Genomic DNA, 12,678 nt, shown 5'->3' on the forward strand with positions numbered 1-12,678 from the left:
ATCTTGCCACGGACGGCGGTGTCCGAGGCGTGTCAGGCCCGTGTCAGCCCACTCGGCGATCGTCATCGGCACACGCCACGAAAGGAAACCCGATGAGCCAGCACGGACTCCCCATGGACCGCGACGCGGGACCCTTCGACCCGCCGAGCGCGCTCACCCGGCTGCGCGACACGCGCCCGGTCGGCCCGCTGGTGTTCCCCGACGGGCACGAGGGCTGGCTCGTCACCGGCTTCGAAGAGGTCCGGCAGATGATGGCCGACACGCGGTTCAGCTCCCGGCTGGACCTCGACGTCATCCACGTGCCGTACGAGACGGGCATGCCCGCCGCCACCGAGCCGTCGCCGCAGCTGCCGGGCATGTTCATCGCGATGGACCCGCCGGACCACAGCCGGCTGCGCCGCAAGCTCACCGGCGCCTTCACCGTCAAGCGGATGAAGCAGCTGGAGGAGCACATCGCCGACGTCGTCGAGCGCCAGCTGGACCACCTGGCGAAGCTGGCCCCGCCGGTCGACCTGGTCAAGGAGTTCGCACTCCCGGTGCCGTCGCTGGTGATCTGCGAACTGCTCGGCGTGCCCTACGCGGACCGGGAGACGTTCCAGGCCAACTCCGCGCAGTTCATGCTCCGGGAGCAGACGCTCGAGGAGAAGATGGGCGCTTACATCGCGCTGAACACCTACCTCTCCGAGCTGGTCACGAGCAAGCGCGCGGAGCCGGGCGAGGACATCCTGTCGGATCTGGCCCGCCACGACGACCTGACCATCGAAGAGCTGACGGGCGCGGCCTTCCTGCTGCTCCTCGCGGGCCACGAGACGACGGCCAACATGCTGTCCCTGGGCACGTTCGCGCTGCTGGAACACCCCGGGCAGCGCGCCGAACTGAGCGCCGACGCGGACCTGCTGCCCGGCGCCGTGGAAGAACTGCTGCGCTACCTGTCGGTGGCCGACATCTTCTTCCGCTACGCCACCGAGGACCTCGAGCTGGGCGGCGAAACGATCACCAAGGGCTCGACGGTCGTGGTCTCGCTCCTGGCCGCCAACCACGACCCCCGCCGCTTCGAGAACCCGGACACGCTCGACATCCACCGCAACGCCCGCGGCCTCCTGTCCTTCGGCCACGGCGTGCACCAGTGCCTCGGCCAGCAGCTGGCCCGCATCGAGATGCGCGCGGGCTTCGAAGGGTTGCTGCGCCGCTTCCCGACGTTGGCGCTGGCCGTCCCGGCCGAGGAGGTGAAGCTGCGCACGGACATGAACATCTACGGCGTCCACGAGCTGCCGGTCACGTGGACCCCAGGAAGCTGAGTACCGCGACCCTCCCCGCGTGGCCGCGCTCGCGGTTCTGGATCGAATGCGACTCGCCCGGCACGATCACCAGGCGGCCGTTCGGGGCCTGGGCCGCTTCCTCGCGCGCCCACTCCAACGGCGTCGACAGGTCGCGGTCGCCGTTGAGCAGCAGGACCGGGACGTTCGGGAGCCGCGAAGCCGGGTTCGAGCCCGGGTGTTCCGCCGGCCACGGCAGGCAGCTCTGGATGAACCCCTGCTGCGTCGCCACTCCGGTCGTGTACGGCCAGGTCGCCGACTCCGGGAGCGCGTGGGAAGCCAGTGACAGCAACGGACGGCGGAGCGCGAGCGGGGTCGCCGCCGAGCCCCACGGGAAGCGGCCGTCCGCGCACAGCGTCGCCGCGTGGAGGCCGGCGCTGAACGCCGCCGGGTCGTCGCCGCCGGACTTGTACGCCTCCAGCAGGCCGTCCAAGCGCTCCGCGTGGCCGCCGCGGGCTTCGTGCAGGGCGCCGATGAGGTCGCCCGCCGCGGGGTTGCGGTAGGACGGGTCCGCGAACTCGTACGACACCACCGTGTCGAAGATCCTTACCCCGTCCGCCGTGCTTCGGTGGCGGACCACCCACGCCAGGTCCTCGGCCGGGTCGTAGCCGCAGGCCGGGGCCACCGCGCACGCCTCGCGCAGCACGCGCGCCTCCGCCGTCAGGCCCGTCAGGTACAGCGACGCCGCGGCGGAAGCGTGGTGCGGCAGCACCGAATCGAGGATGACCTTGCTGACGCGGTCCGGGTGCGCGATCGCGTACCGCGCCGCCGTGAACGAGCCGTACGAGACGCCGTCGACGACCAGTTTCGGCACGCCCAGTGCCTGCCGGAGCTGGTCGAAGTCCGCGACGCTCTGGTCGGTCGAATACAGCGGTGCCGTGTCACCGAGGATGCGCGCGCACTCCTGCACCGCGCCGGCCGACGGCGTCGCGATGTCCGAACTGCCCATCTCCGCCTGCAGGCCGGGACACCGCAGCGCGCCCGACGGCCCGGTGCCGCGCTGGTCGAGCATGACGATCCGGTAGTCCCGCGCGACTTCCGGCAGCCGCTGCCGGGCGATCCGCGTGATGGTCCCGACGCCGCCCTGACCGGGGCCGCCGGTGAGGAACAGCAGGACCCCCTTGGGCGCGTCCGCGTTGTCCGCGGTCGCCACGGGCAGGTCGAGCGTGCCCGGCACGCGGCCGGTGCGGTCGAGCGGGACGGTCAGGGTCGAGCACGTGAAACCCGGCTGGCCCGGGCACGGGTGCGGATCCGTCAGCTTCGGTCGTCCCCCAGGACGCGCGTCGGCCGCGGCCACACCCCCGAGTGCGGCGGTCAGCGCCAGGACCAGCCCGGCGGTCAGCATCTTCGAGCGCATGCCTGCATCATGCGCACACCGGCGCGGAACCCGCATACCCCCGATCAGGGTTTGACGCAGGAGACCTTCGCTCGCACCGCACCCGCGGGAGCGGCCTCGCCCGCGGTGTTCGGGGCGTTGTCGCGGCGGTTGCCGTCGGACTGCGTGACGCACAGGCGGCCGTCCGGCAGCAGCACCGGACTGGTCGGGAACTCCAGCGGCCCGCCGTTGCGCAGCTTCGACGTCGCGTCGGCCGGGTTGCGGAAGTACTCCACCACGCGGCCGTCGCGGCGGGCCAGGACGATCGCGTTGCGCTCGTTCACCGCCGTCCAGACGCCGCCCGCGCGGTCGAGGACGATCCCGTCGGCGCCTTCGAGGTACGGGTGCTGCACGTCGACGTGGTCCAGGCACAACGTGTTCGGCGCGAAGGCGGCGTCGCAGCCGGTCGAGGCGCGCGGGCGGCCCGTGCGGTCCATCGGCACGCGCCAGAGCGCGCCCCGGGCCGTGTCCGCGACCAGCAGCGTGCCGTCCCCGGTGAAGGCCAGGCCGTTCGCGACGATGTGCTGCGAGCCCGCGGTGTCCGCCGCCGTGCGGCCGTTCGGCGTGATCGTCACCGTCCCCGGCGGCAGGCCGCGCACGTCCCGGCCGATCCCGCCGGCAAGGACGTCGCTGACCATCGGCTGCACCCGGAACTGCTCGGCGGCCACGCCGTCCGCGCCCGCGCGCCAGACCCGGCCCTGCCCGGTGCCGCCGTCGGAGATCCACAGCGCGCCCGAGGCGTCGAAGGCCAGGCCGTTCGCGCCGGGGACACCCGCGGTGAACACCGTCGCGGACGGCGGGTTCGCCGCGTCCGGCACGAACGACACCACGGTGTCGCCGTTCGCCACGTACAGCCGGCCACGGCGGTCGAACGCGAGCCCGGCGGGGTTGCACGGCCCCGGGATCGTGCCGACGACGGCCGCGGGACCGCCGGCCGCGGCGACCCGGTGTACCGGGCAGGGATCGGCGCCGCGCGCCGGCGTGTAGAGGTTGCCCCGCCCGTCGGTGGTCAGGCCCTCCAGGCCGAGCGGCGACGCGAACACCGTCTCGAAGACGGCGGGGTGCCGCGGTGGGGCGGCTTCACCCGCGGAAGCGCCGGACAGCAACCCGGCGGACAGGGCGGCGGTGGTGGCGAGGACGACGGTCCGGCGCATCGGAACCTCCGTTTTGTCGGATTCCTCCCTACGCCGCCGCGTCCGGCCCGTCAAGGCCAGAGACGCTCGCGGACCCAGCCGCCGCCGGACTTCCGGTACCGCAGCCGCACGTGCCGGCGGTCGTGGCTGGCCTGCCAGAACTCGACCTCGTCCGGGTCCACCAGGTACCGCGTCCAGGTCTCCGGGGCCACGCCCGGGTGCTCCTCGACCCAGCGTTCGGCCTCGGCGGCCGCCGCGTCGAGGTCCGCCGGGTCGGGCAGCACCTGCGACTGGTGCCCGATGAACGCCTCGACGCGGGACGCCGGCGGCCGGGCCAGGAAGTCCGCCGCGGACACCTCGGGCGCGGCGGGGGAGACCGAGCCGCGCAGCCGGACCTGGCGGCCGCGGCCGGGCCAGAAGAACGTCAACGCCGCGCGCGGGTCCTTGCTCAGCTGCCGGCCCTTCGGGCTTTCCGAGCTGGTCGCGACCGCCCAGCCGCCGGGGCCGACGTCCTTGAGGATGACCACGCGGGCGTCCGGCGCGCCGTCGGCATCCACTGTGGACAGCGTGACGGCGTGCGGCGCCAGCACGTGCTCGCCGGCTTCGGTCAGCCACTCGAGGAACAACGCCTGCGGCTCCGGTGGCGCCGTTTCCGGGGTGAACCCGGGAAGTTCGTCGGGGAACGACGGCCAGCCGCGCAACTGCACCATGTCAGTAACCGTACGGACCCTGCTGGGGAGCGTGCCCCGGCGGTGGGTAGACCGGCGGCTGCGGACCGGCCGGGCCGGCGTACGGCGGAGGCGGCACCTGCGGTGCCGGCGGGGGCATCGGGTGCTGCGGTTGCTGCTGGGCCTCCTGCCACTGCAGCTGCTGGTAGACCTCGGCGGGCTGCGGGAAGCAGTACGTCAGCTTGGCGTTGACCGAACCCTGCACCGCGGCGCCCCAGAACTTGCCGCCGACGAACGCGTACATCTGCCCGGCCGAGAGGTCCACCGCGACCATCCGCGTCTCGCCGCCGAACTGGTTGCCCGACTTCGCCGACGCGGCCTGCGCGGCGTCCGGGTACACGCGGCCGCCGACCAGCCCGGCGATGACGACGGACGCCGCCGTCCAGCCCATGGTGCCGACCAGGTTCGCGCGGGCGTGCTGGGTGGCGCGGCCGGTGAAGTCGTACAGCGCGGCCGCGCTGACCTCGGGAACGGCCGCGGCGACCACGCAGTAGTTCATCGTCGAGAGCATCACCGACTCGGTGAACAGCCCGACGACGGCCGTGGCCGGGCCGATCTGCACGGTGTTCAGCCGGCCGCCGGCCCGCTGGATGCGCTCGGCCATCGCGCCGAGGTACTGCTCCGGGGTGAGCACCGGGCCATCGTCGCACGGCCGGGCGTCAGGCCGTCGTCAGCCAGCGGTTTTCACACATGCTTCGTGGTTGACTGTCGGCGCTATGCGACGACTCGTACTTCTCGCGCCCGCCGTGGCCCTGCTGGCCGGCTGCAGCGCCACCATCGTGACCGGCACCGCGACGCCCAGCACGCCGACGGCGGCCGCGAACTCGAGCAACGCCGGCGGCCTGCCCCCGGACCCCGAGCCGGGCGCGACGGAGGACTGCCCGTACCTCGGCAGCGAGTTCGTGGCCGAGTCGAACGGCCAGCACGTGTCGAAGGTGCGCGTGTCCGCCGACCAGCCGCACCCGGCGTGTTTCTTCTATCGCCCGGACGGGAAGGTCCAGCTCACCGTCCGGGTGTACGTCGGGGACGCGAAGACGGCGACGGCGCTGGTCAACAAGGCGGCGCCGCTCGACTCGTCCAACCCGGCGAGCGACCCGTCCGGCTGGAAGGGGGGCTATTTGTCCTCCGACGACGGCGCCGTCTACGCGGTCGCGAAGGGGCCCGTGGCGGTCATCGCGGCGACCAACCAGAAGCAGAGCGTCAAGGCACGCACAGTGGTCAAGAAGGCTATCGCTGCTCTGAAGCTCTAGGTAGCGACCTCCACACGGGTGAGTGATGTTGATCTTGTATTACCCTGTGCGTCACGCGCAGGCTTCGTGGACTCGCGCACCGCAGCCACCGGGGACCCCCACCCCGGGGCGGGGCACCAACTCTGCAAGGACAAAGGACAAGATTCGTGGCTGACACCCTCAAGGAAATCCTGCTCGACTCCAGCCGTCGCCCGGCTGTCGTTTCCGACTTCGAGACCCTCGTGGACGCCGAGGTCTCGGACAAGGGCGGCGTTTCGGGTGCCGTCGTCAAGACCGGCTTCGCCGCGGTCAAGAAGATCAAGCCGGGCATCATCCCCTCGGCCGTCGACACGCTGCTGCCGGACTTCGCCACCGCGCTCGAGCCGTTCTACGGCGACTACCGCGCCAAGGGCGGCAACGACTTCGGCGCCTACCTGACCAGCCGCTCGGACGAGGCTTCCGACGCGCTGCTGAGCGTCACCGACTCGCGCGCGGAGAAGAGCAGCCGCGACAGCATCAAGAAGGTCTACTCGAAGCTGCGCCCGAACGGCAAGAAGAACGTCGAGGAGGCGCTGCCGCGTCTCGGCCAGCTGATCGACAAGCACGCCGCTGCCGTCTGATCGGTTCCCAGGCACGACTGAAGAGGCCCCCGGCTGCACCCCCGGGGGCCTCTTCGCGTCGTGCTCAGTTCTTCTTTTCGGCGGGCGCCGCGGACGGCGCCTTGCCGTTCGCCTGCGGGGCCGGCTTCGCCGCTTCGGCGGGCTTCGGCGCAGGCGGGGTGGCCTTCGGCGGCGCGGGCGCGACCGGCGGCTCCTGCTTCGAGCGGAGGGCGTAGGCGGCACCGGCGCCGACCACGACCAGGCCCAGCAACCACGGCCACTTGCGGCGGCTGCGGGTGCCCTTGGCGGCCGACTTGGCCTCGGACAGAGCGGCGTAGAAGTCCTTCTTCGCCGCCTTGAAGTCCTTCTTGCCGCGGCGCTTCGACTCGCCGGCCGCCTTCGCGGCCTTGATGGCGGCCTTCTTCGCCTTGCGACCCGGCTTGCGCAGCTCGGACAGGCGCGCGAGCGCCTCCTGGCGAGCGGCCTTCGAGCTCTTCTTGAGCTCCTTGCGGGTCAGTTCCGTCTTCTTCGCGAGCTTCTTCTGCGCGCGCCGCCCCTGCTTGACACCCTCGGTGACGAGTTTGTCGGCGGTCTCGACGGCCTGGGCTGTCGCCCGGGACATGGGCTTCACCTCATCATTCGTTTTGACACTGCTCTGTTACCCGTAACCTATCGTGCCCCTTTTCCGCGCCGCCCGCCCGCAGATGGCACGATGGCTTCCGTGAAAGCTACGCTGCACACCAACCAGGGTGACATCCACCTCAACCTGCTCCCCGACCACGCGCCGAAGACGGTCGCGAACTTCGTCGGGCTGGCGGAAGGCACCAAGGAGTACACCCAGCCCAACGCGGCGGGCACGAACTCCGGGCCCTTCTACGACGGTTCGATCTTCCACCGGGTGATCGACGGCTTCATGCTGCAGGGCGGCGACCCGACCGGCACCGGCCGCGGCGGCCCCGGCTACAAGTTCGGCGACGAATTCCACCCGGAGCTGCAGTTCAGCAAGCCGTACCTGCTGGCCATGGCCAACGCCGGGCCCGGCACGAACGGCTCGCAGTTCTTCATCACCGTCGCGCCGACCACCCACCTGAACTTCCGCCACACGATCTTCGGCGAGGTGGCCGACCAGGAGTCGCGCAACGTCGTCGACGCGATCGCCCGCACCGCGACGGGTCCGGCGGACCGGCCGCTGACCGACATCGTGATCGAAAAGGTCAGCATCGAGCACTGACGGCTTCCCCAGCGTGGTTTCGGTAGGTTGGTGACATCGTGAACCAACCGCCGAACCCCGCCGCCGAACAAGCCGCGCTGCCCGGGTGCTGGTGGCACCCCAACCGCCCGACCGGACTGAGCTGTTCCCGGTGCGGGCGTCCGGCGTGCCCGGATTGCCTCCGCGAAGCCCCCGTCGGCTTCCAGTGCACCGACTGCGTCCACGCCGGCAGCCAGCAGCAGCGCCGTCAGCACCGCGGCTACCAGGAGGCCGGGTTCGGCCAGCGCACCGTCTTCGGCGCGCGGCTCTCCCAGTCGGTGCTCGTCACCCAGGTCATCCTCGCGGTGAACGTCCTGGTCTTCCTGGCCACGGTGGTCCAGGCGAAGAGCCTCGACGACAACGACCTGTCGGCGCTCTTCCAGCACGGCGCCCTCTACGGCGACGCGACCATGGGCCACGGCGAGTGGTGGCGCGTCCTGACCAACGGGTTCCTGCACTACGGGCCGATCCACATCGCGGTCAACATGTTCTCGCTGTGGATGATGGGCCGGTCGCTCGAGCAGGTGACCGGCCGCGGCCGCTACCTCGCGCTCTACTTCGTCTCCATGCTCGGCGCGTCCACGGCGGTACTGGTGTTCGGCGACCCGGCCGGCTTCCCGGGCACGGCGGGCGCGTCCGGCGCGCTGTTCGGCCTGATGGGCGCGTACGGCGTCACGGTGGTGAAGCTGCGCCTGAACCCCACGGGCCTGATCATCACGCTCGCGCTGAACGCGTTCATCACCTTCGGCATCCCGGGCATCTCGATCTTCGGGCACCTCGGCGGGCTGGTGACCGGCGCGCTGGTCACCGTCGCGCTGCTCTACGCGCCGCAGGTCAAGCAGGCGCGGTGGCAGGCGATCGGCATCGGGATCATCGTCGTCGCGCTGCTCGGCCTGCTGGTCTACCGCGGTGCGCAGGCGGCCCCCACGACCTGCGACTTCGTCCAGTACCGCGAGGGCCTCTACTACACCTGCCGCTAGCTGCGCAGCGTGCTGAGGACGTCCAGGACGTCCCGCGGGTCCTCGCCCAGGTCGAGCCACCCGAAGACGTACAGCTGCTCTTCGTGCTCGATTTCGAGCGTGACGCCGTCGCGGCCCATCCGCCGGGTGGTGCGGAGCCGGGTGCGCGTCTGCGCCCACGGCAGCCGGTGCGTGCCGCCGAGCGTGCGGGCCACCAGGCCCTCGGCGTCGGCGGCCAGCCGGGGCCGGACCAGGGTGGCGTGCGCGGCGAACGCGCCGACGGCGACGGCCGCCAGCGCGAACAGCACCAGCCCGCCGCGGTCGCCGGTCAGCGCGTCGGCCACCACGCCGGCCAGGAGCAACGCGGTGACCACCCAGGCCGATACCACAACGGCCTGACGGGGCGCCCAGGAGGTGGGGTAGTTATCCACAGGGGTTATCCACACTGGGGATGAGTCACACCGCTGTAATTCGACGTCAAGCCGCCGATCGGAGTAATAATCAGCGCCAGCGCATGGTCATGAGCAGACCCGCGATCATCAGCGCGAACCCGCCGGCGAAGTTCCAGTTGCCCAGGTCGGCCATCCAGGAGATCTTGTCCCCGGCGATGTAGTTGACCAGCAGCCAGACCAGGCCCAGGATCATCAACCCGAACATCGGGATCTTCCAGGCGAGGCCGGTGGGGCCGGCGGCCCGCACCTTCACCGGCGTGCGCCGGTCGGCGGGCGGGGTGTACGCCGTCTTCTTGCGGACCTTGGACTTGGGCATCGTGTGTTCCTCGCGGTGCTCTTCGGGCTCGTCTGGTGGCGACGTCCCGCTGAGGGTGCGCAACCGGCGCCACGTGCACACGTTAACGTAAACGACCGCAGGAAAGCAGCGGCCAGGAGTGGTCGGATTTCCCGGACCGTGACAACGGCGTCACCCAGGGTTCGACGCGGCTTGAGAGGAGCTTGCGTGGCTACGCGCGAAGGACCGGAAGACGACCGGCGCAGACACCCCGGACACGGTCAACCCACGCCCCAACGCCGTCCCGCCACGCCCCCGCGCGGCCAGGTGCCGCCCCGGCCGCCCCAGCGCGGTCCCCAGGGCCAGCCGCCCCGGCGGCCGCAGGGCCCGCCGCCCCGCCGCTACACCAGCCCGGCCCCGCCGCCCGGCGCCAACGACGAGACGATCGTCTTCGCCCCGGTCGGGAAGGGCGGCGCCGCGACCAAGGAGAAGCCCCCGCTCGGTAAGGGCGGCGTCGCGATCCGGACGGCCGGCGAAGTCCTCATTACGCTGGGCCTGGTCGTGCTGCTGTTCATGGTCTACGAGCTGTACGTGACCGACCTGTTCTCGGCGGGCAAGCAGTCCGAGGCGAGCGACCAGCTCGACGGCGAGTGGGCGCACGACCGCACGCTGCACCCCGAGCTGATCGACGGCAAGGCGTTCGCCCGGATCCACATCCCCAGCTTCGGCGTCGACTACAACTTCACCATCCAGGAGGGCACCGACGACGCCGCCCTCGAAGTCGGCCCCGGCCACTACAAGGGCACGGCGCTGCCCGGCGAGCCCGGCAACTTCGCCGTGGCCGGCCACCGCGTCGGCAAGGGCGCCCCGTTCAACGACCTGGACAACCTCTCCTCCTGTGACCAGATCGTGATCGAGACCTCCACCGACTTCTACATCTACAAGGTCCTGCCCTACGACGACGAGATGCAGGACTGGGCCGGCGGCAAGGGCGCCGACCCCAAGTGCAAGGGCGTCTCGACCCTGCGTGACGGAGGTGCCGAGGACGGCGGCGCGTACAGCGAGACGTTCGGCCGCAAGGTCGTGCTGCCCAGCCAGGGCACCGCGGTGAACCCGGTCCCGTACAAGGGCGCCGACGTGCTCCCGAAGGCCCAGCAGGCCGCGCTGCTCACGCTCACCACCTGCCACCCCCAATTCTCCGCCCGCGAGCGGCTCATCATCACCTCGGTGCTGACCCAGCAGGTGCCGAAGAACCAGGTCAAGGACTACGGCGACCTGCTTTCGAAGATCGGGGAGGCCTGATGTACGCCTGGATCTGGCGGAAGCTGCCGGGCCCGTTCGCGGCGAAGCTGACGGTCGCGGTCGTGCTGGTGCTCGGCGTGATTGCGCTGCTGATGTTCGTGGTGTTCCCGTGGCTGGAGCCACGGCTGTGGTTCAACGAGGTCGCGGTCAACTGAGCCGGAACCCGCCGGGCGGGCGATCCGTTGCCCTTCTCGGGAGAGGGGCCGTGATGAGGACACGTCAGAAAGACCGTCGCAACCCGCCGCCGGAAGACCCGTGGAACGAGGTCGGGCCGCGGCTGTGGATGGGCGGGCACATCCGGGTCGGCCCGGACGGCGAAGAGCCGGTCGTCGTCCGGCGCGAGTTCGACCTCGTGCTGAGCCTCTACCAGCGCGAGGGCCACGGGCCGGCGCCCGGCATCGAGCACCACTTCGCCGAGATGCCGGACGGGCCGCTGACCGAGGCACAGCTGGCCGACGTCGAACGGTTCGCGACGCTGGCGGCCGAGGCGGTCCGCGCCGGCCGGCTGACACTGGTGCGCTGCCACGCCGGGCTCAACCGGTCCGGGCTGGTCGTCGCGCAGGCGCTCGTCGAGCTCGGTCTCGGCGTCCCGGCGGCGATCGAGCGGGTCCGGCAGCGGCGCTCGCCGTCGGCGTTGAGCAACCGGCTCTTCGTGCAGTACCTCGAGAGCGGGCTGCCGACCGCGCGCCTGCTCGCCGGGCTGGACGCTTGAGGTTCGGCGTCTTCCTGGTCAGCGGCCGCTTCCCGGGCCAGCGGGACGGCGACGTCCTGCGCCGATCCGTCCGGGCCGCCGAACTGGCCGAAGAAGCCGGCTTCGACGACGTCTGGTTCGCCGAGCACCACTTCCTGCCCTACGGCGTCTGCCCGTCCGCGATCACCCTCGCCGCGCACGTGCTCGGGCGCACGTCGCGGATCGGGGTCGGGACCGCGGTCAGCGTCCTGTCGACGACGCACCCGGTCGCGCTGGCCGAGCAGTGGGCGTTGCTCGACGCCGTCTCCGGGGGACGGCTGCGGCTCGGCGTCGGCCGCGGTGGGCCGTGGCAGGACCTCGAGGTGTTCGGCACCGGGCTGGACCGGTACGAGACCGGCTTCGAAGAGAGCCTCGACGTCTTCCTGCACGCCACCACCGGCCGCGTCGGCGCCGAGGGCCGACATTTCACCTTCCGGGAGGTGCCCGTGGTGCCCGAGCCGGAACGGCGGCCGGACGTCGTCGTCGCGTGCGGGGGACCGAACTCGGCCGCGGTTCGGCAGGCCGCCGAACGGAACCTGCCGCTCCTGCTCGGCCTGCACGCCGACGACCACGAAAAAGCGCGAACCGTCGCGGCCTACGGGAAACCCGCGGACCACGTTTCGACCGTGCTCTGCCAAGTGGGTGCTGCGGAAGTGGTGCGGAAAGCCCTGCCGGGCTGGCTGGCGGACGGTCTCGGCGCGCACGTCACGGTCGACGGACGACCGGGGCCGACCCGGAATCCGCTGGAGTACACCGAACGGCTCTGCGCCATTCACCCGGTCGGCGATGCGGCCCACTGCGTCCGGACGCTGGGAACGAGCCTCCGGCGCACCGGCGTCTCCCACGTGCTGATGCTCGTGGAAGCGTCGGGTACGCCGGAGGGCACGTTCGAGAACATCGCGCGGATCGGCACCGAGGTGCTGCCCGCGCTGCGGGCTAGCAGTCCCGCAGTTCCGGGCTCTGGTTGAGCAGCTGGCCGCGCGGGGAGACGAACGCGCGGTAGCGGGCACCGTCCACTTCGGACTGGCGGAACACGGCGACCCGGTGGCAGTTCTGGAACGCCAGCTTGACGCCGAAGTGACGCTCGAGGCCGCCGCGGATGGCGTCCGAGGCCAGGGCGCGCAGCAGCTGCCCGCGGGCGGCCTCGCTCGGCGGCGGTGTCTCGTTGTCGGCGAAACCGTCCGCCGCGCCCTCGGCGTCGGCGATGACGCCGGTGATGACCTCCCAGGCGTACGGCAGGGATTCCTTGACGCAGGTGACGAACTCGGCGTCGGTGACCTCCCCGCGCTCGGCCTTCTCCAGCAACGCGGGTGACACGTCCAGGGACATCGA

General features: G+C 71.6%; 17 protein-coding genes. 9 read left to right on the forward strand and 8 right to left on the reverse strand.

What is annotated here, in order from left to right; all coding sequences use genetic code 11:
* The first annotated feature begins 92 nt into the window (after window positions 1–92).
* Window positions 93–1,298 carry a cytochrome P450 gene (locus tag ACWEF6_RS12735; RefSeq protein WP_449683052.1) on the forward strand — a complete coding sequence of 402 codons (1,206 nt, stop codon included), beginning with the start codon at window positions 93–95 and terminating at the stop codon, window positions 1,296–1,298.
* Here ACWEF6_RS12735 and ACWEF6_RS12740 read toward each other — a convergent pair.
* The 4 genes from ACWEF6_RS12740 to ACWEF6_RS12755 are packed head-to-tail and all read right to left on the reverse strand — an operon-like array spanning window position 1,276 to window position 5,186.
* Window positions 1,276–2,673 (reverse strand): alpha/beta hydrolase, encoded by a 1,398-nt coding sequence (locus ACWEF6_RS12740; protein WP_449683053.1) that lies wholly within the window; start codon window positions 2,671–2,673, stop codon window positions 1,276–1,278. The genes ACWEF6_RS12735 and ACWEF6_RS12740 overlap by 23 nt on opposite strands.
* A gap of 44 nt (window positions 2,674–2,717) precedes the next feature.
* Window positions 2,718–3,845, reverse strand: coding sequence for an SMP-30/gluconolactonase/LRE family protein (locus tag ACWEF6_RS12745; protein ID WP_449683054.1), 1,128 nt, complete (start codon window positions 3,843–3,845; stop codon window positions 2,718–2,720).
* Window positions 3,846–3,895: 50 nt separating this feature from the next.
* Window positions 3,896–4,534 (reverse strand): pyridoxine/pyridoxamine 5'-phosphate oxidase, encoded by a 639-nt coding sequence (locus ACWEF6_RS12750; protein ID WP_449683055.1) that lies wholly within the window; start codon window positions 4,532–4,534, stop codon window positions 3,896–3,898.
* Between the two features lies 1 nt (window position 4,535).
* Window positions 4,536–5,186 (reverse strand): hypothetical protein, encoded by a 651-nt coding sequence (locus ACWEF6_RS12755; protein WP_449683056.1) that lies wholly within the window; start codon window positions 5,184–5,186, stop codon window positions 4,536–4,538.
* Between the two features lie 82 nt (window positions 5,187–5,268).
* On the opposite strand from ACWEF6_RS12755, the gene ACWEF6_RS12760 reads away from it, so the two are divergent.
* A complete protein-coding gene (locus ACWEF6_RS12760; RefSeq protein ID WP_449683057.1) occupies window positions 5,269–5,802 on the forward strand; it encodes a DUF2020 domain-containing protein in 534 nt (177 codons plus the stop codon).
* 146 nt (window positions 5,803–5,948) lie between these two features.
* Complete coding sequence (locus ACWEF6_RS12765; RefSeq protein ID WP_310968320.1) at window positions 5,949–6,401, forward strand: DUF6918 family protein; 453 nt, start codon at window positions 5,949–5,951, stop codon at window positions 6,399–6,401.
* A 64-nt stretch (window positions 6,402–6,465) separates the two neighbouring features.
* On the opposite strand, the gene ACWEF6_RS12770 is transcribed toward ACWEF6_RS12765, so the two are convergent.
* Entirely contained in the window at window positions 6,466–7,002 is a 537-nt protein-coding gene (locus ACWEF6_RS12770) for a hypothetical protein (RefSeq protein ID WP_310968319.1), read from the reverse strand.
* Window positions 7,003–7,092: 90 nt separating this feature from the next.
* Here ACWEF6_RS12770 and ACWEF6_RS12775 point away from each other — a divergent pair, with 90 nt between their 5' ends.
* The gene (locus ACWEF6_RS12775; protein ID WP_176173816.1) at window positions 7,093–7,611 is read left to right on the forward strand and encodes a peptidylprolyl isomerase; all 519 of its coding nucleotides are present in this window, start codon (window positions 7,093–7,095) and stop codon (window positions 7,609–7,611) included.
* A 38-nt stretch (window positions 7,612–7,649) separates the two neighbouring features.
* A complete protein-coding gene (locus tag ACWEF6_RS12780; RefSeq protein WP_449683058.1) occupies window positions 7,650–8,609 on the forward strand; it encodes a rhomboid family intramembrane serine protease in 960 nt (319 codons plus the stop codon).
* Here the strand turns inward: ACWEF6_RS12780 and ACWEF6_RS12785 are convergent.
* Both ACWEF6_RS12785 and crgA read right to left on the reverse strand, forming a co-directional pair.
* Window positions 8,606–8,962, reverse strand: coding sequence for a PH domain-containing protein (locus ACWEF6_RS12785; protein ID WP_449683059.1), 357 nt, complete (start codon window positions 8,960–8,962; stop codon window positions 8,606–8,608). The genes ACWEF6_RS12780 and ACWEF6_RS12785 overlap by 4 nt on opposite strands.
* Window positions 8,963–9,089: 127 nt before the next feature.
* Complete coding sequence (gene crgA / locus ACWEF6_RS12790) at window positions 9,090–9,356, reverse strand: cell division protein CrgA (protein ID WP_176173814.1); 267 nt, start codon at window positions 9,354–9,356, stop codon at window positions 9,090–9,092.
* 186 nt (window positions 9,357–9,542) lie between these two features.
* On the opposite strand from crgA, the gene ACWEF6_RS12795 reads away from it, so the two are divergent.
* The 4 genes from ACWEF6_RS12795 to ACWEF6_RS12810 are packed head-to-tail and all read left to right on the forward strand — an operon-like array spanning window position 9,543 to window position 12,314.
* Window positions 9,543–10,616, forward strand: a complete 1,074-nt coding sequence (locus tag ACWEF6_RS12795; RefSeq protein ID WP_449683060.1) for a class E sortase — start codon at window positions 9,543–9,545, stop codon at window positions 10,614–10,616.
* The gene (locus ACWEF6_RS12800; RefSeq protein WP_449683061.1) at window positions 10,616–10,771 is read left to right on the forward strand and encodes a hypothetical protein; all 156 of its coding nucleotides are present in this window, start codon (window positions 10,616–10,618) and stop codon (window positions 10,769–10,771) included. The genes ACWEF6_RS12795 and ACWEF6_RS12800 overlap by 1 nt, the downstream gene beginning before the upstream one ends.
* A 53-nt stretch (window positions 10,772–10,824) precedes the next feature.
* Window positions 10,825–11,328 (forward strand): protein-tyrosine phosphatase family protein, encoded by a 504-nt coding sequence (locus tag ACWEF6_RS12805; protein ID WP_449683062.1) that lies wholly within the window; start codon window positions 10,825–10,827, stop codon window positions 11,326–11,328.
* Entirely contained in the window at window positions 11,325–12,314 is a 990-nt protein-coding gene (locus ACWEF6_RS12810; RefSeq protein WP_449683063.1) for an LLM class flavin-dependent oxidoreductase, read from the forward strand. The genes ACWEF6_RS12805 and ACWEF6_RS12810 overlap by 4 nt, the downstream gene beginning before the upstream one ends.
* On the opposite strand, the gene ACWEF6_RS12815 is transcribed toward ACWEF6_RS12810, so the two are convergent.
* A complete protein-coding gene (locus tag ACWEF6_RS12815) occupies window positions 12,283–12,675 on the reverse strand; it encodes an SCO5389 family protein (protein WP_310968313.1) in 393 nt (130 codons plus the stop codon). The two genes, ACWEF6_RS12810 and ACWEF6_RS12815, sit on opposite strands and share 32 nt — an antisense overlap.
* Between the last annotated feature and the right edge of the window lie 3 nt (window positions 12,676–12,678).

It is taken from the genome of Amycolatopsis sp. NPDC004772, assembly GCF_053601215.1.

Coding starts and splice junctions, on each gene's coding strand:
- ACWEF6_RS12735 (WP_449683052.1), top strand. CDS start 93: ATGAGCCAGCACGGACTCCCCATGGACCGCGACGCGGGACCCTTCGAC.
- ACWEF6_RS12740 (WP_449683053.1), bottom strand. CDS start 2,673: ATGCGCTCGAAGATGCTGACCGCCGGGCTGGTCCTGGCGCTGACCGCC.
- ACWEF6_RS12745 (WP_449683054.1), bottom strand. CDS start 3,845: ATGCGCCGGACCGTCGTCCTCGCCACCACCGCCGCCCTGTCCGCCGGG.
- ACWEF6_RS12750 (WP_449683055.1), bottom strand. CDS start 4,534: ATGGTGCAGTTGCGCGGCTGGCCGTCGTTCCCCGACGAACTTCCCGGG.
- ACWEF6_RS12760 (WP_449683057.1), top strand. CDS start 5,269: ATGCGACGACTCGTACTTCTCGCGCCCGCCGTGGCCCTGCTGGCCGGC.
- ACWEF6_RS12770 (WP_310968319.1), bottom strand. CDS start 7,002: ATGTCCCGGGCGACAGCCCAGGCCGTCGAGACCGCCGACAAACTCGTC.
- ACWEF6_RS12775 (WP_176173816.1), top strand. CDS start 7,093: ATGGCTTCCGTGAAAGCTACGCTGCACACCAACCAGGGTGACATCCAC.
- crgA (WP_176173814.1), bottom strand. CDS start 9,356: ATGCCCAAGTCCAAGGTCCGCAAGAAGACGGCGTACACCCCGCCCGCC.
- ACWEF6_RS12800 (WP_449683061.1), top strand. CDS start 10,616: ATGTACGCCTGGATCTGGCGGAAGCTGCCGGGCCCGTTCGCGGCGAAG.
- ACWEF6_RS12805 (WP_449683062.1), top strand. CDS start 10,825: ATGAGGACACGTCAGAAAGACCGTCGCAACCCGCCGCCGGAAGACCCG.
- ACWEF6_RS12815 (WP_310968313.1), bottom strand. CDS start 12,675: ATGTCCCTGGACGTGTCACCCGCGTTGCTGGAGAAGGCCGAGCGCGGG.